Genomic DNA, 21,125 nt, shown 5'->3' on the forward strand with positions numbered 1-21,125 from the left:
GTTTTAGCCCCTTTTTGACGAATGAAATCAAGCGTTTTTTTGTTTTAAAATTATGGAACAAACAGCAACTACTCTAGATAAACTGACCCAGCCAATTCAACCCGATGAGATTGAGTGGCGCGTTCAGATGCAAACTAAAACCGGTAAATTGATCGTAGTACCCTACATCACTAACCGTTGCGTCATGGACCGTTTCGACAAACAATTCGGCTGGTTTGGCTGGCAGAATGAGATTACGGAAATTCAAGGGGGCTTTCTCTGTAAAATCACCGTTACCGTTCCTGCTACGCATTCCTCACCCGCTCAGGTTCTTTCAAAGACCGACGGTGCCAGCCGTACGGACATCGAACCGGTGAAAGGCGGTATCTCCGATGCGATGAAGCGATGTGCCGTACAGTTTGGGTTAGGTCGTGACTTATACAACTATCCTCGTGTGTTCATCGACACACCAGACAAATTCATCCCTGATTGGGCACACCCTCAACTGGAAATGCTGGTTAAAAAGATTAACGATGGTAGCTACAAAGGGGGCGACATGGTCACACTGCGTGCTTCTTACCAGAAGGCCTAATCCCTACAGGCTTACTATTTTGTTTAAGCTAAATACACAGTTCGAGTAAAGCTGTGCATAGGTTTTTTTCTGATAAAAGTCGCTCATTTACGTCCATTTAGGTAGTAATGAGCGACTTTTATCATTTTACGTCTACAAAGACAGATCAGGTGTGAGATTAAAACTTTTAATCTTGTTTAGGATTAATGCATCAAGATTAAACAAAATTTATTAGTCGAAGTTAGTGTAGTGTGTCTGCTTTACAGACAGCTTATCAATCACTCAATCCTAACACGACTAACTATGCACGTATCATTTCAACCAATGCGGCTCTTGCTTGGGGCTTGCTTTGTGCTCAGTACAGTTCTATTCTCTTCGTGTAAGAAAGATGACACCCCTGTCACAACTAACACGATCACAGACATCGTTTTAACCAACAATGACTTCACATTGCTGCGTGCCGCTGTTCAGCGTGCTGGGTTGGCCGACGCCTTGAGAGGTGGTTCATTAACCGTCTTTGCTCCAACAGACGCGGCTTTCAGGGCTGCTGGCTATGCTGATGTGGCAGCCATTAATGCAGCGTCAGTCGCAAGTTTGACCAGTCTTCTTCAGTATCACGTTGTGGGCAGCCGCATCACGGCCGCGAACATACCTGCTGCCCAAAATACCGCGGTTCCATCACTGCTGACTACAAATGGAACGCTGTATGTGAGCAAAGTGGGTAGCAACGTATCAGTTAACGGTCGCCGGGTAACTACTGCCGATGTGGCTGCTGATAATGGCATTGTGCATGTAATAGACGGCGTGTTAATACCGCCCAGCGGTGATGTAGTAGCGGCTGTGATAGGAAACCCACAAAACTTCAGCCTGTTGGCCCAGGCTGTACAACGAGCCGGGGCAGGTGTAATCACAGCGCTCCAGTCAACGACAGCAGCTACCGTGTTTGCACCAACAAATCAGGCGTTTATTGATGCAGGTCTTTCAGCTACGGCTATCAATGCCACAGACCCAGCTGTTCTGGCACGGGTGTTGTCTTATCATGTGGTGCCGGGCCGGGTATTTTCTACTTTGTTAACTGACGGTGTCACACCGGCTACGCTGCTTGGCCCAACAGTACGTGTCAATGTATCGAGTGCTGGCGTAACCGTAACCGGTCAGGGTAATGGCACTAATGCCGCCACTGTTGTTAGCGCAAATAACCTCACAAGCAATGCGGTCATTCATGGCATTAACCGCGTATTACTACCGCCACCGTGATTGATTGAGTGATAGATAGTGACTAAAATCCCTGGTTTGGTCTGCGCAGCTGCCTTTAGTAGCGCGTAGGCTAAACCAGGGATTTTTGCCGTTGGGAAACCGTCCGAACAGGAATCAAAATCTGTCCCTGACTGTTATTTTTATAGGCGTATACACTCATTTATCGCGTATACTTGTCAGGCAAGCCGGGGCTGTCTCCGGCTTTTTTATGCGATTTCCAATGGCAAAACCACAGAAGAAACTATTCCTATTAGACGCGCTGGCGCTGATTTACCGGGCCCATTTCGCCTTCAATAAAAACCCGCGCATTTCCAGTAAGGGCGTCAATACCAGTGCCATATTCGGGTTCATGAACTCAATGATGGAGGTACTACAAAAAGAAAAACCGACCCACATCGGCGTGGCCTTCGACCACTCAAAAAAGACCTTCCGGCACGAACAGTTTCCAATGTATAAAGCTACGCGCCAGTCGCAGCCCGAAGATATTTCGGTGGCTATTCCTTACATTAAACAAATCATCGAGGCCATGAATATTCCGATGCTGATCATGCCGGGATACGAAGCCGATGACATTATTGGCACCCTTGCCCACCGCGCCTGCGCCACGGGTGAGTTTGAAACGTACATGATGACGCCCGATAAAGATTACGGGCAGTTGGTCAACGATTGCGTATTCATTTACAAGCCAGCCTTCATGGGCAAAGCCGCCGAAAAACTCGGCGTTAAAGAAATCTGCGAACGATGGGGCATTGAAAAGATTAGCCAGGTTGTCGACATGCTCGGGCTGGTTGGCGATGCCGTCGACAATATTCCCGGCATTCCCGGCATTGGCGAGAAAACGGCGCAGAAGCTGATCACTGAATTCGGCAGCGTTGAAAATCTGATTGCCAACGCTGATCAACTTAAAGGCAAGCTGAAAGAAAACGTGGTGCAGTACGGACAGCAGGGCTTATTGTCGAAAGAGTTGGCGACTATTCATATGGAAGTGCCAATCGAGTTCAACGAAAGCGCACTTATCCATAGCGACTACGACAAAGAACGCTTGGGCGCGCTGCTCGACGAACTGGAGTTCAGGCAGATGAAGACCCGCCTGCTTGGTGATGCGCCTACCCCGCTCAAAAGCGAGTTCACCCGGCAGTCGACTGGGCAGATGGGCTTGTTTGATCCGTCGCCGGCGTTTATGCCAATGCCTGCCGCAACGCCAAGCGGCGCCGACGACCTGCCCTTTATTTTTGGTGATAGCCCCGCAGCGACAGGTGAACCAGCCAAGAAGACCCGCGCCAAGAAATCGACACCCGTAACAGTACCCACAGCCTCTGGCGAGTCGGCTACCCCCGGACTGGTTACCGATTCTGCCGGAGCGGAAGCTGCGCCTGGTGCCGACGTACCGGCAGCGGCGGGAGTGGCCACCTGGGGAGACGATGCCCACGAATATGAAGTCGATGAGTCATTCTCGACCGAGCGCCGTAAAACCATCCACTCAGTGGTGCACGATTACCGACTTGTTGATACCCCCGAACTGCGTGCCAGCCTGGTAACGTACCTGAACCAGCAAACCAGCGTTTGTTTCGACTCCGAAACGACAGCCATCGACCCTGTGGAGGCCGATCTGGTTGGGTTGTCATTTGCCTACACCAAAGGCGAGGCCTTCTACGTACCCGTCCCTTCCAACCGGGCAGAGGCTCAGTCCATTGTTGACCTGTTCAAGCCGTTTTTTGAGAATGAATCGATTGAAAAAGTCGGACAAAATCTCAAATATGACCTGCTGATGCTGAAGAAATACGGTGTTCAGGTACGTGGCCCCCTATTCGATACGATGCTGGCTCATTATCTGATTGAGCCCGAACAACGACACAACATGGACGTCATGGCCGAGGTGTACCTCAACTACCAGCCTGTGGCCATCGAGTCGCTGATTGGCAAAAAGGGCAAGGGACAGTTGACAATGCGCGAAGTGGACATTCAGCGGGTAGTCGAATACGCCGCCGAGGATGCTGACGTGACGCTACAACTGCGCGATACCTTTGCACCGATGCTCAACAAAGATAACCTGCACAAGCTGTTCGACCAGGTTGAGATGCCGCTCGTTCAGGTGCTGGCCGATATTGAGTTGGAGGGCATCACGCTCGATACCAACGCTTTGTCTGAATTATCGGCCACATTGGAAATCGACATGAAGCAGGTGCAAAGCGAAATCTTCGAGATTGCGGGCGGATCGTTCAACATCGGGTCACCCAAGCAATTGGGCGAGATTCTCTTCGATAAACTAAACCTCGACAAGAACGCCAAAAAGACCAAAACTGGGCAATATGCTACGGGCGAAGAGGTGCTCTCTAAGCTGGAAGCGGAAAACCCGATTATTGGTAAAATCCTGGATTACCGTGAACTGATCAAGCTTAAGAACACCTACGTTGATGCACTGCCGCTCCTGATCTCGCCTAAAACGGGCCGCGTACATACCTCGTTCAACCAGGCCGTCGCCTCGACTGGGCGGTTATCATCGACCAACCCGAACCTGCAGAACATCCCGATCCGCACCCCCCGTGGTCAGGAAATACGGAAAGCCTTTGTGCCCCGTTCCGACGACTTTCTGATTATGTCGGCTGACTATTCGCAGATCGAACTCCGGATTATGGCGGCGTTTAGTGGCGACCAGACCATGCTCGATGCGTTCAACAACAACATCGATATTCATACCCAAACGGCCAGCAAAGTCTTTCACGTACCTATCTCGGAGGTGACGAGCGACATGCGCCGGAAGGCCAAGACCATCAATTTTGGCATTATTTACGGCATATCGTCATTTGGCCTTTCGCAGCGTCTCAAGATTCCGCGCAAAGAAGCTGGTCAGATCATCGAAGAATACTTCCAAGAATTCTCGGCGGTAAAAGCCTACATGGATCAGAGCATCGAGAAAGCCCGCGGTTTCGGGTACGCCGAAACGATACTTGGTCGCCGGCGCTACCTCCGCGATATCAACTCACGCAACGTGACCGATCGGATGTTTGCCGAGCGCAACGCCGTGAATGCCCCCATCCAGGGCAGCGCGGCCGATATGCTGAAGATTGCCATGATCCGTATTCACGAATTCATGAGCCGCGAGCAGTTAAAGTCGAAAATGATTCTGACCGTGCATGATGAATTGGTGTTCGACGCGCATAAATCGGAGCTCGACTACCTGAAAGAAAATGTAGACCGAATCATGAAGACCGCGATACCCATGGCCGTGGCAATGGAAACTGGTGTGGGTTTCGGAGCGAACTGGTTAGTAGCACATTAAAGGAAATCAGAATCCTTTTATATGACTTTTCCGGGATTAGTGGTCAGAGAACGTCGAGACACGTATTTTTAGGTCTTGATCTGTCGAAAACACCTAATCCGGCAGGTCTTCAGGGGACTATATGCCTGCCGAAGCCGAGAAATTACGTATATATGACCGGGCCGATAATAAAGGCTGGAAAAAGTGGGGCCCGTATTTGTCTGACCGCGCCTGGGGTACTGTTCGTGAAGATTACAGTCCTTACGGTGACGCCTGGAACTACGTTAGTCACGAGATGGCCCGGTCGAAAGCATATCGCTGGGGCGACGAAGGCATTGGGGGTATTTCCGACAACAAAGGTCATATCTGCTTTGCCCTCGCGTTCTGGAACCACCGCGACAATATCCTGAAGGAGCGCTTTTTTGGGTTGACCGGCCCGGAAGGAAATCATGGCGAAGATGTGAAGGAATTGTACTACTACCTGGATAGTACACCCACGCATTCGTACATGAAAATGCTGTACAAGTACCCACAGCAGGAGTTTCCGTACAATAAGCTGGTCATAGAAACCATGCGCCGGTCGCGGCAGGATCCCGAATACGAACTGCTCGATACCGGCGTTTTTGACTCGAATGAGTACTTCGACATCGAAATCGAGTATGCCAAGGCTGACCAAAACGACTGGCTCGTGCAGGTAACGGCCCATAACCGGGGGGCAGTCGATGCGCCACTTACGTTGCTGCCTACCATCTGGTTCCGTAATACTTGGTCTTGGGGTTATGAACAATACAGCACGCGCCCGATGCTCACGGGCATCTCGACCAGCCAGATCGAAGTGAATCACAAGCAGTTAGGCAAGTATAAACTTTACTGCGACGCGGCCGACGAACTTATTTTCTGCGAGAACGAAACGAATACCGAGCGGTTGTATGGACGTCCCAACACGACGCCCTATCCGAAAGATAGCATCAATAATTACATTGTTACGGGCAAGCCGGAACATGTAAACCCCAACCGGATTGGCACGAAAGCATCGGCGCGCTACACCCGTAACGTACCTGCGGGAGGCAGTGTCAGTGTTCGGTTGCGGTTTAGCGATCAGACGCACCAAACTCAGCCCTTCGCCGATTTTGATGCGCTGTTTAACCAGCGCCACGCCGAAGCCGACGGTTTCTACTCACAGTTGCAAACCAGCACAACCAGCGGACCGAATGCCAATCCTGAACTGACGAACATTCAGCGTCAAGCCTACGCCGGCATGCTCTGGAGCAAGCAGTTCTATTATTACAACGTAAACGAATGGCTGAAGGGTGACCCCAAAATGCCCATTCCGTTTCAGGGGCGCGTGTATGCCCGCAACGAGTCGTGGCGGCATATGTATACAGCCAACATTCTGAGTATGCCCGACAAGTGGGAGTATCCCTGGTTTGCTGCCTGGGATCTGGCGTTTCACACCCTCACGCTGGCCCGCCTCGACCCCCATTTTGCCAAACGACAGCTTGCCGTTATTCTGCGCGAGTACTACATGCATCCGAACGGGCAGATTCCGGCCTACGAGTGGAACTTCTCGGATGTGAACCCACCCGTTCATGCCTGGGCTTGCTGGAAGGTCTATGAGATCGACAAGCAAATGAACGGTGTCGGCGATGTAAACTTCCTGGAACGTGTATTCCACAAACTGTTGCTGAACTTCACCTGGTGGGTCAACCGCAAAGATGTGGAAGGTAACAACATCTTTGGCGGCGGTTTCCTAGGCCTCGACAACATCGGGGTGTTTGATCGGAGTCAACCGCTCCCGATGGGTGGCCGTATTGAGCAGGCCGACGGTACAGGTTGGATGGCCATGTACACGCTGAACATGCTGCGGATTGCCCTGGAAATATCGCTGGTTCGTCCGTCGTATCAAGATATGGCCAGCAAGTTCTTCGAGCACTTCCTGCACATTGCCTCGGCGATGAACAACCTGGGCAAACAGCATATCAGTCTCTGGGATGAGCAGGATCAGTTTTACTACGATATTCTGCACACGCCCGACAAACAGGCACGTCTCTTGAAAATACGGTCGATGGTAGGCTTGATTCCGCTGTTTGCCGTTGAGATCATCGACGATGAACTGCTTTCGAAACTACCCGATTTCCGCCGCCGACTGGAATGGGTACTGACTAACCGGCCCGATCTGGCTTCGCTGGTGTCGCGCTGGCACGAGCCGGGCAAAGGGTCTACCCACCTGCTTAGTCTGCTACGGGGCCACCGGATGAAAATGCTGATGCGCCGTATGTTCGATGAATCCGAATTCCTGTCGGACTACGGCATTAGGGCGCTCTCGAAATTCCACGAACAGAATCCGTACGAGTTGCACATGAACGGCGAGTTGTTACGCGTAAAATACGTACCTGCTGAGTCGGAAACGAGCATTTTTGGTGGCAATTCAAACTGGCGCGGACCGATCTGGTTCCCGTTGAATTTCCTGCTGGTTGATTCGCTGTTGAAGTTCTACCAGTATTATGGCGACGATTACGAAGTCGAATACCCCACGCATTCAGGGCATGTGATGAGCATTAAAGACGCCGCCCTCCTGGTGGCCGAACGGCTGATCAGTCTCTTCAAGGCCGACGAAACAGGTAACGTACCCGCCTTAGGCGACTTAAACCGATTTGGCACCGATCCCCACTTTAAGGGTTTGATGCTCTTTTACGAATATTTCAACGGCGACAATGGCAGTGGCCTCGGCGCCAGCCACCAAACTGGCTGGACAGGCCTCGTTGCCGATCTGATCGAGTATGTCTCGCAGTCAACGTTGAAAGAAGCAGCTGCAATCGAGAAATAACGAGTACGACCGTCCCAACAACCAGAACGCCCCGGCAAAAATGTCGGGGCGTTCTGGTTGTTGGGACTGCCCATTATAACGCACTGCCAAAAATAACGTGCAGGTACGTACCTCCAGGATTCGCATCGGGACCATCACTAAGCGATACGTTATTGGTCTGCCACTTTGGGTTGGACTCCGGGCAGCATATATCCTGCCCGGAGTCCAAGAATCAGTTTTTGTGATAACGCCCCCTGCCCTAACCCCGACTTGGCCAGATGCAGTCCTACGTTGCCCATAAACTGCTCGGCACCCACATATTGCTGGTTAGCCGGGCCTGCCAGATACCCTGGAAATACGGTACTGGCGGGCGCTGTCTCCGATACCCGAGTACCAAAAAAAGAGTAAGCCAATCCTACGTACGGAATGAACTGCACGCGTTCGCTTCGGCTTAGAAATACACCCAGCGACGTACCGACCTGGGTGCCCCGCGCCCAGCTACTCCGATTCAGGTCAGTGGTGGTACCGCTGTAAGAGGTAAACGTGACAAGAGTGGCTAGCCGGACCTTCGGGAACGTAGTTACCAACCCGGCTCCACGCGTCAGGAACGTACTCGGTAACGACAGATAACCGGCACGGTTCAATTCTGTAGTCAACTCAGACAAGCCGGGCACTGCAATCCCTAACACGCTCGTCAGGAATACCCGCTTTTCGGCGCTACCTGTCGATGCCACCTGACCCATAGCGTGGCCTATAGCGAGGTGTATTAGCAGATGCCCAATCACTACTAATTTCATCTTCGTTGAGAGTTTACGGGGATGGATTATTCCGTACAGGCAACTTTACCCAATGGTCGGTTATCGGTGAAAGTGAGTCTCGACGAGGGGACGAAAAGCATCTTCCCGGCCCGTTCCACTACCGGGCCGAAGCCTTCTATGGCTTTATTGTCTTGAAGAAGAAAGGCGACTTCGCGCTCCGATTCAACTCCCTCCGACTGAAACTTGTAAGTAGCAATCAGCGTGTCGCCCCGCATACGGCCAGTCAACGTGCCGGAATTTCTGTCTTTTTCTGCGAGTTGATACAGTAACTCGCCGGTCATCACCGTATCATTTTTGACCAGCATCAGTTGAACGGTGTCAGATGCCGACAGATAGGCGTAACATACCTTGACAGTACTGGCTGGCTGCTGCTGATCAGCGGTGGCTTGTTGGTTCGACTGGCAAGCAGCCCAGACGCCGCCAACCAAGCAGATGGCTAGCCAAAGGGGGGTCAATTTCATAGTGTACAGATGTCTGGTTTAACTTTTTGTATCCCGATACCGCTACTTACGAACAAACCGCATAACAGCAATGTCGCCAGTCAGCAAGGTCAATATATCACCGGAAACAGCAAATCGATTTACTCGTTTGATCGCCGATAAAAACGTTTCCTCCCCACTTCCCGGACACATTTTCCGCGTCATAGCTACTGCATCAGGAAAGCGAAATGCCGACCCGCTAATGGGCATTGGCCCATTGAACGAGTTACAGCCTGAGTTACCAGACAGCCGTTGGGCAGCCGGATCAAACGTCAGCGTGGGTCTACGATCAGGGTAAAGCGTAGCGAGGTCGGTGCTTGTTGAAGCCATGTAGTCCAACTCCCAGGTTCCGGTCACTGCCGGAGATGTGGGTGCTGTTGCAGTTGCAGTCTGGGTACCCAGCGACAACTTATTTTCGGCCAGATACAGATAAGGCGGATGGAAATGATGCGCAAAAATTTTCTCTTTACTGTCGGGATACCGCCTGTAGTAGGCCGAATCGGCCAGCAACACAACGGTTGTTCCTGTACGCACGTAGTGATTACTCTTGTAATAATCGGGTGGCATATAGCCGGTCAGATTTTTCTTAACCGTATTCGAGGCAATCCTTCCCAGGTACTTCTCGTAATTTTTTTGTGCTTTGAGCGCTGGTTTACTTAGATCGCTGTACACCCGGCGCAGCACAAGGCGTTTCAGAAATGGTTGTTTTTTGATCACCAGATTGGCGCCGGCGAACGGGTTTGTTACATTCATGTCGTTCACCGTCTGTATCGAAAAAGGCACTTCTGGTACCCAGTCGGCCGAGTTCACTACGTTGTAAGCCCAGCCGTCCTGCGTCATGGCTTCGTATTCGTAGGCAAAGTACAGGTTACCCGGTTTTGGTCCCGCACTACAGTAGGTTTTGAATCGAATGTCAGCGGGAAGTTTACCCTCTTTCTGCAGATTATAGAGGTGGGCTGTGAGCAGGAATGCAATAGCCCCGCCCTGACTGTGGCCCATGATCAGCATATTTCTGATGCCTTTGCGGTAGCAGGAATCAAGTTTAGGAAGAATATCTTTGGCAAGAAAAGCCGTACTGACCAGCCACCCTACATGCACCGCCGCTCTGGGATTATCGGCTAAGTGATAGGTAAACTTTTCTTTATCTGACAGTCGGAGTTCGCCTTTGGCTGGCACCATTGCGGCATAGAAGTTACTGAGCCAGCTCACACTGTTGGCCGTTGTACCGCGCAAACTAATGACGGCTGTCCCCTTGTCATCGGCCCACAAGTCCCACATGTTGTCGAGCCCAACGATGGGTGATCGATACACGGATTTATACCGTTGCGGCTTCGGGAAGCTGGCGACATAGGATGAGTCGCCGAACCGGGCCGACACTTTCATCAGATCAATGTACTCAGCCTTATCGAAACCGGGTTGTAGAGATTGGGCTGTTGCCGGATAGCTAAGCGCTGTCAAGCCGACTAACGTACCCAGGGTGGCACGAAAGATGTAGTTCATACGTAGAGCGATGACTGGTAAGGTACTGACTGTGAAAACGTAACAGAAAACCTATTCCATTGTTTGGCTCTTAGCAGCAACAGCCTGCAAAGCAATTGGTCTATTCACCGGTATGACACAACTATACGTGCAGCCAGGTCCACCTGGCATGGGGGTATACCTACTGTGTCCCATCAGACCGACGGTAGCGAATCTAGCCTACGAATCCGTTGACTGACGTTGATTTACCTGGCATCTGTGAGAACATTCATCTCACGCAGCCAGCTCTCGCAAAGGCCGACCCATTGTTGGGTAGAACCGGGATTGCTACGCAACGCGATGGCATGTCCTCCCTGCGGGAAAATGTGCAAACTGGACGTAATTTTCCTGTCGACCAATGCCTGATAAAACAACAGGCTGTTCCGCTGGTCGACGCCCGTATCGTTGAACGCGTGGACGAGAAAGCAGGGGGATGTGTTGGCCGTTACGGCGTTTTCCAGCGAATAGGCCTTCTGTAACTCAGCAGACGGATTGGGCCCTAACAGGTTTTTGCGGCTGCTGGCGTGGGTATACTGCCCCATGGTGATTACAGGCGAGATCAGCAAGGCAAAATCGGGGCGATACGGCTGTTTACTCACCGAGTCACCAATGGCCGATACGTCTGTAGTAGCTGTTGCCAGATGAGCGGCCAGATGCCCACCCGCCGACGTACCCATGATCCCTACTTTGTCTGACTTTATACCCCACTTGCCAGCGTTGGCCCGGATCAGTTTAATGGCTCGTTGCGCATCCTGTAAAGGGCCAATTTCCCGTTGTTTCAGGTCAGGCGAGTTGGGCAGGCGATAGTTCAATACAAAGGCGCTAATTCCCATGGTGTTGAACCACTTGGCCAACTGAATGCCGCTGATCATGTACGCCAGTCGTTCATAGCCACCACCGGGGCAGATAATTACTGCCGCGCCCTTGTTCTCCTGTACCGATGGAAAAAAAGTATACATACCGGGCGTGCCTACGCGATAAATACGCTCGTTGGCAATGCTATCGGTAAGTGTCAATCCCTTCGAGTTAGGCATTTTACCACTCGGCCAGAGCGGCAAAAATGCCTGCCCGAACGCAGCACTAGTAGCTAGTACAAGCAAAAAAAACAGAAGACGGGCAGCCAGCATAGATTGGTGTATTAGACACAAATTGTGTAACTGCGAAGCTAGCCCTCATTACTCAATTACCAGCTTTCAACTAGTCTTATTCCCCCGATAAGCCGATGCGAATCATTAAGGGCTTCGCTAAATGACAAACCCATAGCCATCCGTGAACCCTTTTTGATCATCGTTCAGCCGGTGCGAACATACGTGCAGATCATCCTCCTCGCGCCACACGGTCAGGTAATGAAACATCGGTTTATAGTCGATGGCCCGGTCTTCGTACTTAAAGGGATTTCTATGCAATGGCTGATGCAATCCGCCACCACCACCAATTACCAGAAATACCTTACCACCTACCTCGAATTTCTCAAAAGCGTGTGCATGCCCGGTAATGAACAGCTTCGCCTTCTTCGAGGCCTGATACGGCATCACAAAGCGCTGCTGCACCGGCTTGCTCGATCCCACCAGCCGGCTGTTCGAAAATGGGGCATAATGGGTGGTTACGATCACCGCCCGAATCTCGGGATCATCATCGTAGGCCCGTAGCGTATCCTCGTAGAAAGTCTGCTGCTCAGCTTGTTGCTGAACGGTGAGCGTACTAAAATTCGAGTTCAGCAGAATGACCCCCACCCCATCGGTCACGTGTGCATAGCCGGTAGGTACGTGGTCAGGGAATCGCTTTTGAAAATTTCGCTGGCCTTTTTTAGGGCGACCCATCACGTCGTGATTACCCATGATGGCTTTCACATCCACACCTGCTTCTTCGCAATTAGCCAGAAACGTGTCGACCATAGGCCAGGCGGCGTTTTTGTAACCAAGCACTACAATGTCGCCAAGCCAGTAAAGCGTTTGGGGTTGCCGCTGAAGGATTTCACGGAAGATAGCCTGCGTGGCTTTAACGTTGTTTCGTTGCTTCAGAAACAGCGCCTCAATCCACATAGGGGCCTGTGTATCGGCAAGAAAAGCTAAAAGAGGAGAATCCAAAATAAGTAACGGGTTTCAGGTAATCAGTTTCAGGTTTCAAGTCTCACGTTTCATATGCTTCACTCATCAACCAATCTGGTAACTTAGTGTAACACTTGAAACTTGAGATTTGAAACCTGAAACGTACGATGAAAGTTTTACCAGGTTAATGCTCGCCACACGAGCGTTGCCTGCGCAATCAGGCACGAGTCATCGGTTTGAGAAGCATCGTACCACTTCACTTCAGCGGCCAGGCCGAGGTTCTTGGTGAGGGGTTGGGTGTAGGTTGCGGCGGCCATCCAGCCCAAGCTTAAGGTTGTTCCCCGCGTAGTTCCGTCGTAATACAGGTGCGAGTTGACCAGGAATGGTCCTGTGCCTGCGTATACAGCAAATCGCTTCACGACCGACATCGAGAACACGGGAATAATGGGAATAGCCGACACACGGATTCGGGCATCTTTATCCTGAACAATACCCCGGTAAGTATACATACTCACGTAGCCTGTTTCAATACCCATTCGCAAACGGTGATCGGTTTGCCACATAATGCGTAGTGTAGCCGGTATACCTACCCTACTTTGCTGCAGGTTCGACAGGCTACCCGGCGGCTGAATAGACGTTGAGTAGAGAGAGGTACCTAAACCAGCGTAGATCAGCAACCGGAATGGTCCGCGAGTGGGGCGGGTCGAGTCGGGCTTACTGTCCCACAGCTGATCGGGGCTTAGCTTACGCACTTCACCCTTTTTGGTGTAGGCCGGTTTATAGGCGTTTGGTATACTTACCACGCGGCGCGGCCGCTTTGTTCGATTCGATTTTCGGACTCCCACTCTGGTTTTAGCGGGTTTGGTGGGTTGCTGTGCTGACACCAGCGAAACCGAACCAAGCCACAAGAGCGTGATTACCAGCCAATTGAAAAGCCTGAATGTATTATTTCTGGACATAGTGGTAGTAAGCTACAATGGGCGCGTAATTAGAAAGAATTCCGTCGAAGGTGTCGTTTTGCACAAACTGCTGAACAAACTCAGGTACGTCCAGCGTCCAGACAAATACTTTACGGCCCTGCTGCTGCATGGCTAACGTCGACGGGATCTGCTCGCCCAATGTCCAGCGGGGCGCCCACACCTTCGCGTTAATCCGTTTGGCCACGCTGGTGTCCAACTCACAGATCGAAGGGAGTTGGGTATGGTCAGGCAATTGCTCAAACTGGGTTACACGCTCTTCAGCGGGCAATCCGATGTAGATATCCAAACGTCGACCCTGCTGCGCCGCCCGTTGCAGGTACGTCTGCTGAATGCTCCGGACCAGCGGCATGTCACGTACATCCTTTGAATCGAGCCAGACGGTTTCGAGGTTTGTATCATTCAAAACTGCGTCGAGGGCCTCTGTCAGTTTCGGAATTTTCTCGCCGTCTACCAACCGTACAAAGGCGGAGAGCTGATCGTAGGTATAATTTTCGACCGCGCCAATCAGACCTGTTTTCTGAACCAGGCGTAAGTTCAGGTTATTATCGTGGTAGATAATCGGCGTGCCGTCTTTCGTTTGGCGAATGTCTATTTCAACACCGGTTGCTCCCAACCGTTCGGCCAGCCGAATGATTTCAACGCTGTTTTCCGAAGCTGGAAGCAGATCAGAGGTACGTCCCCCACCCCGATGGGCCAGAATCTGGAAGGGCTTCTTGTTTAACGGGCGGTCGAATGACAGGACCAGTGGCCTGCTGCGTGCCAGTTGTCCATCGCCATATACACCTTTAAAAATAACGCCTCCTTTCGTGATGGCTTTACAGCAGTCTGGTGCCAGGAGTGCACTGGCACCATTGGCACTCAGCACTACGAAACGAGCGGTACCCGTCTCTGAATTGACCAGGCGGCGCCAGAAACCCTCAAACACCAGCGAATCGCCTAGTTGACGGCCCTCCAGCACAAAGAAAGCAGCCTGTGGCTCACAGAAAATTGACATGTAGTATGTGGTGTCGCCCGGTTTCTTAACCAGATAACTCCACTTGGCGGCTACCTCCTGCCCAAATGCCGGGGCACCTTCCGTAACGCTATACACCCCTTCGCAGGCTTTACGTGTTTGGCTATAGAGCAGTTTGGCTCCAGGTACGTTCAAGCCATTGTCGATGATAGCCGGAATTTCAACCGTTTCATTTTCGTTGGGTCGACACCCAATCAGGTAGCCTGTCAGGGCGATGAGTATGCTACAGATAAGCAGACGTGTGAAGGTCATATTTGTTGTCGTTGAGGTCCTCAACTACCGGCAGTATCTTACAGAAAGAAACCAATTGTAGCTTCGGGGTAAAAAATGTTGCGGTCGAAGGTGTCGTAGAGTGACCAGAACTGCCAATTGAAGTTTGTGTATAACGCCCGGAAGCCCACGGCAATATGCCGCCGTCCGAAAAAGGCCTGCTCCAGTGTGACAGTTGCTCCATAACCGTTAAGTAAAACTTGTCCGCGTTCGGTTACCGTCTTACCCACCCTCGAGCGATAGTATAAGCCAAGATCTACCTCTCCGCGTAACGTTACCAGCAGATCGCGCGAGGATCGGAAACCAATGGCAACGTTGGGCATTGACTGCACGCCAAATCCCCGATTGTCGAATTGAGCGAGCTGTAATGAACCGAACCAGGCCCCTACATCGGCTCCAGCTGATGCATAGAATCGGCCTTTGATCGGCACGCTGTAACGCAACCCAACCGAGGCGTGATTCTGTAGAAACTGAAATGTAAACCGACCCGTCAGTGCCAGGTTGTTAGTGATACCATGCAACGCGATAAGGTCACCGGCAGGTACGTTGATCTGCAACTCTTCGGTGATGTCGCGGGGCGAGGTGGTAAACGTAACGCCCAGCGTTGCCCGCCCTGTTCCTTTAGCCAGCGGATACGGGAAATGGACATACGGCACCCGGGGCGACGTTGAGTCGACGGGGAGAACAAATTCGCCTTTCTGATACGTCTTCCGGTACGGATTAACTGGCTTTGGCGTCCGGCGTGGTGTTCGCACCTGTCCAAATGCAGTCGACAGGCCAAGCCCGGCTAGGACCAGCAGTAGAGTAAAAAAACGCATCATGACTGTGAATGGAGTATTCTTTTGTAACTAAGTATTCCTATAACTCCATCACTCCGAAAAAGTTGGTCTGTCCTAACGTACGGACGCCGCCACTTTGGGCACACGATCAGGAGCATTTATAGATAGCACCCACAGGCCCAGGTACGTGAACAGACCATTCAGTAGCAGCCGCTCAAAGCTGAACGTATAGCCGTTGAACCAGGCAGCCGAATGGGCATTTACGTAGTAGGTTACCAGGGGCGACAATACGCAAACAAGCGGTACCCACCGGTCACGTACAGGTCGGTTGTTGAACAAACCAAACGTGTATAACCCCAGCAGTGGCCCGTAGGTGTAGCCTGCGAGGTCGAATACGGCAGTAATGACGTCGCCGCTATTCAGCCGATTGAAGATCACGATGACGATCCAGAACAGCACCGAGAAGCCGATATGTACCCAGTGTTTAATACGGGCCCGTTCGGTTTCCGGCTTTTTCTCAACGTCCATGAAATCAATGCAGAATGAAGTTGTCAGCGCCGTCAGGGCCGAGTCAGATGAGGCATAGGTAGCAGCGGTGATGCCCAGCAGGAACGTGATACCGACGATTGGCCCGAAGTGGTTCAAGGCCAGCAAAGGGTAAAGCTCATCTGTTTTGGCGGGCAGGGCAATGCCCCGGGTGGTAGCGTAGATGTAGAGCAGAGCGCCCAGGCAGAGGAACATGAAGTTCACGATCGTGAGGGTGATGGTAAACCAGAACATGTTTTTCTGTGCCTCGCCGATGTTTTTGCAGGTCAGGTTTTTCTGCATCAGGTCCTGATCCAGCCCGGTCATGACAATGGCGATGAAGATACCTGAGATGAACTGCTTCAGAAAATGGCGCGGATCGTTGATATTCTCGAAATAAAAGATCTGCGAATACGGGCTTGTTTTGATCGCCGTTGTCACCTCGCTGAAGCTCATATTCAGGTCTCGGGAGATCAGTACGATGGTTAGCATTACGGCCGTGACCAGAAACGTGGTCTGGAGCGTATCGGTGATAATGATCGTTTTTACCCCCCCTTTAAACGTGTAAAGCCAGATCAACAGAATGGTAATGGCCACCGAGGCAGAGAACGGAATGCCCAGGTCATTGAAGATAGCCAGCTGCAAAACGCCCGCCGCCACGTAGAGCCGCACGGCAGAACCTACTGTACGGGCCAGCAAGAAGAAGCCCGCTCCAGTCTTGTATGACCAGAAGCCAAACCGCTTTTCGAGGTAGCCGTAGATCGAAATCAGGTTGAGGCGGTAGTACATCGGCATCAGGACGGTGGCGATGACGTAGTAACCAATAATATAGCCCAGAACAACCTGAAAATAGAAGAAGCCTTTATAGCCCTCGAACCCCTTAAAAATGCCCCCTACAGCCCCTGGAACTGATATAAACGTAACGCCCGACAGCGATGTGCCGATCATGGCGAAGGCAACCAGGTACCAGGGCGACTGCCGGTTTGCGGTGAAGAATGTATTGGTATCTGCCCCACGCGAGGTGTAGAACGACACCGTGATGAGCATGGCAAAATAGGCAATGAGAATGACGAGTGCGATGGTTGAATTCATTCGAAACGGGCAACTTTTAGCAGGCTGGCGGGGTTATTTTAACGGACAATAACCGGTCAAATTTCCGTAAATTTGCCAAAGAATCAACTACCAAGCTCTGTTCTTATGATGCCGTTTTTTGAACCCGAAGTGACCGTACTGGAAGAAGTTGTAGAAACTGAGGTATATAACCTCGTTGTCTTCAATGACGAGGTCAACACCTTCGAATACGTCATCGATACGCTGATCGAAGTTTGTGACCATTCCCCGGAGCAAGCCGAACAGTGTACGTTGCTGATTCATTACAAAGGCAAGTGTACCGTCAAGAATGGCGGTTTCGAGGAATTGGTCCCCCTCCGCAACGAGATTTGCCGTCGTGGCATTTCAGCGGAAGTCCTTAACTGATTTCGGAATCAGGATTGCGACTGTGGGGTTTCCGGACGGCCGGTGTGCCGCCAGGTGCTCTCTTCAGCATGACAATCCAGTATCCGCCGTCATAAATCACAAATCACTTGGAGTTTCCCTCGAAGCTTATTGAAGATGCGGTAACGGAGGTAGCCAAGCTGCCGGGCATTGGCAAGAAAACTGCCCTGCGGCTGGTGCTTCACCTGCTGAAACGCGACGAAGAACAAACACAGACGCTGGCACACTCACTGACAGAGATGCGCCTGAAGGTTCAGTATTGCAAAAAATGCCATAATCTTTCCGACGATACGCTCTGCGGTATCTGCGCCAACCCCCGCCGCGACGGCTCCATTATCTGTGTGGTCGAGGATACACGCGACGTGTTGGCTGTAGAGAACACAGCGCAATACAAGGGCCTGTACCATGTGCTGGGCGGCATTATCTCGCCCGTTGAAGGGATCGGGCCCAGCGATCTGCATATCGACTCACTCATCCAACGGCTGACGCAGCAAAACGAAGCAGACGAACCGGTGAAAGAAATCATCCTGGCGCTCAGCCCAACGATGGAAGGCGACACCACGGCGTTTTACCTGCAAAAGAAGTTACGGCCGTTCCAACTCAAAATCTCGACCATTGCACGGGGTATCCCGATTGGCGGGGATTTGGAATATGCCGACGAAGTAACGCTTGGCCGGAGCATTCTGAGCCGGATTGCTTACGAATAACCGGCTACACAGCCACGTACCCACAAAAAATCCCGACCTGATGAGGTCGGGATTTTTTGTGGGTACGTAACGCAGGATTGATTATGAGTTACCGTGCCCGCCCTTGCTGCCGCCGGTTGAGCTGCCGGCACTTTTACTGCCTTTGTTGCTGCTCTTGTGCGACTGGGCATTGCGACCACCGGCTGCACTTCCGTGGTTAGGGCCGTTGTCGGCCTTGTTGCCTGCGGGTACGTCCTGAAGTTCTTTCTCGACCTGCTCGAGTGCTTTTTCGTTTTTCGTTGCCATAACGGTAGTTGGTAAAGTTACCGCATTAACCAAGTCAACGAGTAGAGTGTTTGAGCAGTCTGTCAAATACAGTCAATCTACAGCCCGGCCCGCAGGGTCAGCATGAGGTTACGGCCCGGTGCGCTGATTCCGCTGGCAAAGGTGCGGTAGTTCCGGTCGAGCAGGTTATCAACGGCAAGCTGGGCCGTCAGCACGCGCGACAACCGAACACTGCCCCGAACATTGGCCGTTGCCCAACCGGGCATGCCGTCGACGGTTGCATACTGGGCGTTGTCTTCCCCTTCCGGATTATAGTCGGGCAGCCGTTTCCAGCCACTGAACAGGCTGAAGGCCTCTACCTGGAAACGAGCCGTGCGGTAGAGCAACGAGGCACGGCCGTAGGTGGGTGGAATATGGTCGAGAGGAGTGTTTTTATCATCCCGGATGTGGCCCGCCGTGCCGTTGATCGAACCGCTAAAGGTGAGCCGATTGGTAAGCCGCACCAGCGCGTTGACGTTGAATCCCTGCACGGTAGCCCGCCGCTTGTTCTGCGACGCCGTGACCTTGCTCGACTGGCCGGCATAGTCAACCACCGACAGGCCGTTGAGCGTAAACGCGTCGACCACAATGGCGTTGTTGAACCAGGTGTGATATACCGTACCATCGAGACGTACCCGGTCACCCAGCCATTGATTTACCGTCAGTTCAACGTTGTAGGTCAGCTCCGGTTGAATAGACGGGTTTGGCACGATCAGTGAACCAGCTTTCGATTCAAACACTTTGGTCAAATCATCCACGTTGGGTGCTCGAAAGCCGGTAGAGCCCAGTAAACTGATTTTTGAGCGATCGGCCGGGGTGAGCACCAGACCCAGATGCCCAGAAAAACCGGCGGGCGATTGCCGAATTTCATCGAACGGGAATGGGAAGAACGTTTTATCGCCAAAACGGGCGTGCAGGTTTGTAGCACTGTAACGTACCCCACCGGTCAGCTGGGCAAGTCGCGACAGTGCAACGGCGTCGGTAAGGTAGAAAGCAGCCGTTTGCAGCGAGCTGCCACCATTCGGGTAGCGGGTATCGGCGGGGGTTACCACCTGCGTTTTCACATTTTTGAACGTGGCGCTACTGTTCACATCATTATGCGTCAGTTCGAGGCCGTATTGAAGCTGGTGAATGCCGAGCCGTTTCTGCAAGTCGGCGTTGAGTGACCAGACACCTACCTGCTCAACCTGACTTTTCAGCGACGCGGCATTCAGCCGACGGCTATTTCGGCTCTCTTCCAGTTGCTGGTAAGCGGCGGTCAACTGCAACTGATCGAACCAGGCGGTAGGGCGGCTTACTTCCAGCCGGTAGGCAGTAAGCAACCGTTTTTCGGGCCCATAATACCATTGCGCAAAGGTTGGCTTACCCGCCGACACCTCACTCAGGCGGTCGTAGCGGGGTACGTCGGAGCTGGTCGAATATTGCACGTTCAGCACGTGCCGAACCCCGGCTACAGGTTGAAAGATCACCTTCTGGAACAGATCGAGCTGACTGTAAGCAGACCCGATCTGTTTATTCGGATTGTCGTTAACAAGCACCTGATCGGCTCCACCCGCCGGGTCGATCGCGACGTACTGGGTCTGTTTCCCAAAATCGGGATACGCCTGGCGGCGGTTGTTGCCCTGAATCACATCACCGAACGATGAGGTGGTAATGCTGCTCAGAAAGCCCCAGCGGCGCGTACCGATGCTCACGTCGGCGTGGGCCGTGCGCTCACCCGTAGCGGTCGCATAGCGCAGGTATGCTCCCGGCCGAACAAGCGTCTTGTCATTCCTCGACAACTCGGGGTTGCGGCTCTGGAAATACAGCACGCCCCCCAGCGCATCGGAGCCGTAGAGCGTTGAGCCGGGGCCAAAAAGCACTTCGGCCCGCTCAATAAGGGCCGGATCAATACGCAGCACATTCTGCAGGTGACCGGCCCGATAAATTGCATTGTTCATCCGAACACCGTCGATCACGAGCAGCACTCGGCTCGCTTCGAAGCCCCGCAGTACAGGGCTGCCTCCCCCACCCTGACTTTTCTGCACAAAGACGTTGCCCGTCTGCGCCAACAGATCGGCCGTGTTTTGTTGGTTTCGGAACGCGATATCCTCTCTCGATATGGTTTGAATCTGAAACGGAGATCGGCGCAGTGGTTGCTCAAAGCGGGTGGCTGAGACCGACACCTCCCGGAGTTGGATCGTGTCGTTCTGGGCCGATGCCGCTACTGGAAGAAGGCAAAGAAGCAGGTAGGTGTAACGCATATAAACCGGTTTACTGAAGGAACAGGCAATATAAACCCGCTATGGCCGTGGTCGCATCAGAATCCTGTATATTTGAT

The 21,125-nt window shown here is 52.3% G+C and carries 17 protein-coding genes; 6 read left to right on the plus strand and 11 right to left on the minus strand.

Going from position 1 to position 21,125, the window contains the following annotated elements; translation table 11 throughout:
- The first annotated feature begins 52 nt into the window (after positions 1-52).
- The 4 genes from F7231_RS11770 (at position 53) to F7231_RS11785 (ending at position 7,893) form a co-directional block, all read left to right on the plus strand.
- Positions 53-571: a Rad52/Rad22 family DNA repair protein gene (locus F7231_RS11770; protein ID WP_085413788.1), complete on the plus strand. Its 519-nt coding sequence runs from the start codon at positions 53-55 to the stop codon at positions 569-571.
- Positions 572-853: 282 nt separating this feature from the next.
- Positions 854-1,807, plus strand: a complete 954-nt coding sequence (locus tag F7231_RS11775) for a fasciclin domain-containing protein (RefSeq protein WP_229369850.1) — start codon at positions 854-856, stop codon at positions 1,805-1,807.
- Positions 1,808-2,027: 220 nt separating this feature from the next.
- The gene (gene polA / locus F7231_RS11780; protein ID WP_166692037.1) at positions 2,028-5,087 is read left to right on the plus strand and encodes a DNA polymerase I; all 3,060 of its coding nucleotides are present in this window, start codon (positions 2,028-2,030) and stop codon (positions 5,085-5,087) included.
- A 121-nt stretch (positions 5,088-5,208) separates the two neighbouring features.
- Positions 5,209-7,893, plus strand: coding sequence for an MGH1-like glycoside hydrolase domain-containing protein (locus F7231_RS11785; RefSeq protein WP_085413786.1), 2,685 nt, complete (start codon positions 5,209-5,211; stop codon positions 7,891-7,893).
- Between the two features lie 149 nt (positions 7,894-8,042).
- Here the strand turns inward: F7231_RS11785 and F7231_RS11790 are convergent, their stop codons facing one another.
- The 9 genes from F7231_RS11790 to F7231_RS11830 form a co-directional block, all read right to left on the minus strand.
- On the minus strand, positions 8,043-8,669 hold the full coding sequence (locus F7231_RS11790; protein ID WP_166692038.1) for a hypothetical protein: 627 nt from the start codon (positions 8,667-8,669) through the stop codon (positions 8,043-8,045).
- Between the two features lie 26 nt (positions 8,670-8,695).
- Positions 8,696-9,151: a hypothetical protein gene (locus F7231_RS11795; RefSeq protein ID WP_166692039.1), complete on the minus strand. Its 456-nt coding sequence runs from the start codon at positions 9,149-9,151 to the stop codon at positions 8,696-8,698.
- A gap of 42 nt (positions 9,152-9,193) precedes the next feature.
- Entirely contained in the window at positions 9,194-10,669 is a 1,476-nt protein-coding gene (locus tag F7231_RS11800; RefSeq protein ID WP_166692040.1) for an META domain-containing protein, read from the minus strand.
- Positions 10,670-10,893: 224 nt separating this feature from the next.
- Complete coding sequence (locus F7231_RS11805; protein WP_166692041.1) at positions 10,894-11,814, minus strand: alpha/beta hydrolase; 921 nt, start codon at positions 11,812-11,814, stop codon at positions 10,894-10,896.
- 117 nt (positions 11,815-11,931) lie between these two features.
- Entirely contained in the window at positions 11,932-12,774 is an 843-nt protein-coding gene (locus tag F7231_RS11810) for a metallophosphoesterase family protein (protein WP_262889660.1), read from the minus strand.
- 137 nt (positions 12,775-12,911) lie between these two features.
- Complete coding sequence (locus F7231_RS11815; protein WP_166692042.1) at positions 12,912-13,694, minus strand: hypothetical protein; 783 nt, start codon at positions 13,692-13,694, stop codon at positions 12,912-12,914.
- Entirely contained in the window at positions 13,681-14,979 is a 1,299-nt protein-coding gene (locus tag F7231_RS11820) for a glycerophosphodiester phosphodiesterase (RefSeq protein WP_166692043.1), read from the minus strand. Before F7231_RS11820 ends, F7231_RS11815 begins: the two co-directional genes overlap by 14 nt.
- 38 nt (positions 14,980-15,017) lie before the next feature.
- Positions 15,018-15,818 (minus strand): hypothetical protein, encoded by an 801-nt coding sequence (locus F7231_RS11825; protein ID WP_166692044.1) that lies wholly within the window; start codon positions 15,816-15,818, stop codon positions 15,018-15,020.
- Positions 15,819-15,890: 72 nt separating this feature from the next.
- Complete coding sequence (locus tag F7231_RS11830; protein WP_085413777.1) at positions 15,891-17,393, minus strand: sodium:solute symporter; 1,503 nt, start codon at positions 17,391-17,393, stop codon at positions 15,891-15,893.
- Between the two features lie 105 nt (positions 17,394-17,498).
- On the opposite strand from F7231_RS11830, the gene F7231_RS11835 reads away from it, so the two are divergent.
- On the plus strand, positions 17,499-17,777 hold the full coding sequence (locus tag F7231_RS11835; protein ID WP_085413776.1) for an ATP-dependent Clp protease adaptor ClpS: 279 nt from the start codon (positions 17,499-17,501) through the stop codon (positions 17,775-17,777).
- A gap of 107 nt (positions 17,778-17,884) precedes the next feature.
- On the plus strand, positions 17,885-18,502 hold the full coding sequence (gene recR / locus F7231_RS11840; RefSeq protein WP_085413775.1) for a recombination mediator RecR: 618 nt from the start codon (positions 17,885-17,887) through the stop codon (positions 18,500-18,502).
- Positions 18,503-18,583: 81 nt separating this feature from the next.
- On the opposite strand, the gene F7231_RS11845 is transcribed toward recR, so the two are convergent.
- Together F7231_RS11845 and F7231_RS11850 are read right to left on the minus strand one after the other, a co-directional pair.
- Positions 18,584-18,787, minus strand: coding sequence for a hypothetical protein (locus tag F7231_RS11845; protein ID WP_085413774.1), 204 nt, complete (start codon positions 18,785-18,787; stop codon positions 18,584-18,586).
- Between the two features lie 77 nt (positions 18,788-18,864).
- Positions 18,865-21,048 carry a TonB-dependent receptor plug domain-containing protein gene (locus tag F7231_RS11850; RefSeq protein ID WP_166692045.1) on the minus strand — a complete coding sequence of 728 codons (2,184 nt, stop codon included), beginning with the start codon at positions 21,046-21,048 and terminating at the stop codon, positions 18,865-18,867.
- Positions 21,049-21,125: the final 77 nt, after the last annotated feature.

Origin of the sequence: Fibrivirga algicola (assembly GCF_011742925.1) — a bacterium.
Taxonomy (GTDB): Bacteria; Bacteroidota; Bacteroidia; order Cytophagales; family Spirosomataceae; genus Fibrella; species Fibrella algicola.

Excerpts from the sequence above, each read along its gene's own strand:
- F7231_RS11770 (WP_085413788.1), top strand. The coding sequence starts at position 53 with ATGGAACAAACAGCAACTACTCTAGATAAACTGACCCAGCCAATTCAA.
- F7231_RS11775 (WP_229369850.1), top strand. The coding sequence starts at position 854 with ATGCACGTATCATTTCAACCAATGCGGCTCTTGCTTGGGGCTTGCTTT.
- polA (WP_166692037.1), top strand. The coding sequence starts at position 2,028 with ATGGCAAAACCACAGAAGAAACTATTCCTATTAGACGCGCTGGCGCTG.
- F7231_RS11785 (WP_085413786.1), top strand. The coding sequence starts at position 5,209 with ATGCCTGCCGAAGCCGAGAAATTACGTATATATGACCGGGCCGATAAT.
- F7231_RS11790 (WP_166692038.1), bottom strand. The coding sequence starts at position 8,669 with ATGAAATTAGTAGTGATTGGGCATCTGCTAATACACCTCGCTATAGGC.
- F7231_RS11795 (WP_166692039.1), bottom strand. The coding sequence starts at position 9,151 with ATGAAATTGACCCCCCTTTGGCTAGCCATCTGCTTGGTTGGCGGCGTC.
- F7231_RS11800 (WP_166692040.1), bottom strand. The coding sequence starts at position 10,669 with ATGAACTACATCTTTCGTGCCACCCTGGGTACGTTAGTCGGCTTGACA.
- F7231_RS11805 (WP_166692041.1), bottom strand. The coding sequence starts at position 11,814 with ATGCTGGCTGCCCGTCTTCTGTTTTTTTTGCTTGTACTAGCTACTAGT.
- F7231_RS11815 (WP_166692042.1), bottom strand. The coding sequence starts at position 13,694 with ATGTCCAGAAATAATACATTCAGGCTTTTCAATTGGCTGGTAATCACG.
- F7231_RS11820 (WP_166692043.1), bottom strand. The coding sequence starts at position 14,979 with ATGACCTTCACACGTCTGCTTATCTGTAGCATACTCATCGCCCTGACA.
- F7231_RS11825 (WP_166692044.1), bottom strand. The coding sequence starts at position 15,818 with ATGATGCGTTTTTTTACTCTACTGCTGGTCCTAGCCGGGCTTGGCCTG.
- F7231_RS11830 (WP_085413777.1), bottom strand. The coding sequence starts at position 17,393 with ATGAATTCAACCATCGCACTCGTCATTCTCATTGCCTATTTTGCCATG.
- F7231_RS11835 (WP_085413776.1), top strand. The coding sequence starts at position 17,499 with ATGATGCCGTTTTTTGAACCCGAAGTGACCGTACTGGAAGAAGTTGTA.
- F7231_RS11845 (WP_085413774.1), bottom strand. The coding sequence starts at position 18,787 with ATGGCAACGAAAAACGAAAAAGCACTCGAGCAGGTCGAGAAAGAACTT.
- F7231_RS11850 (WP_166692045.1), bottom strand. The coding sequence starts at position 21,048 with ATGCGTTACACCTACCTGCTTCTTTGCCTTCTTCCAGTAGCGGCATCG.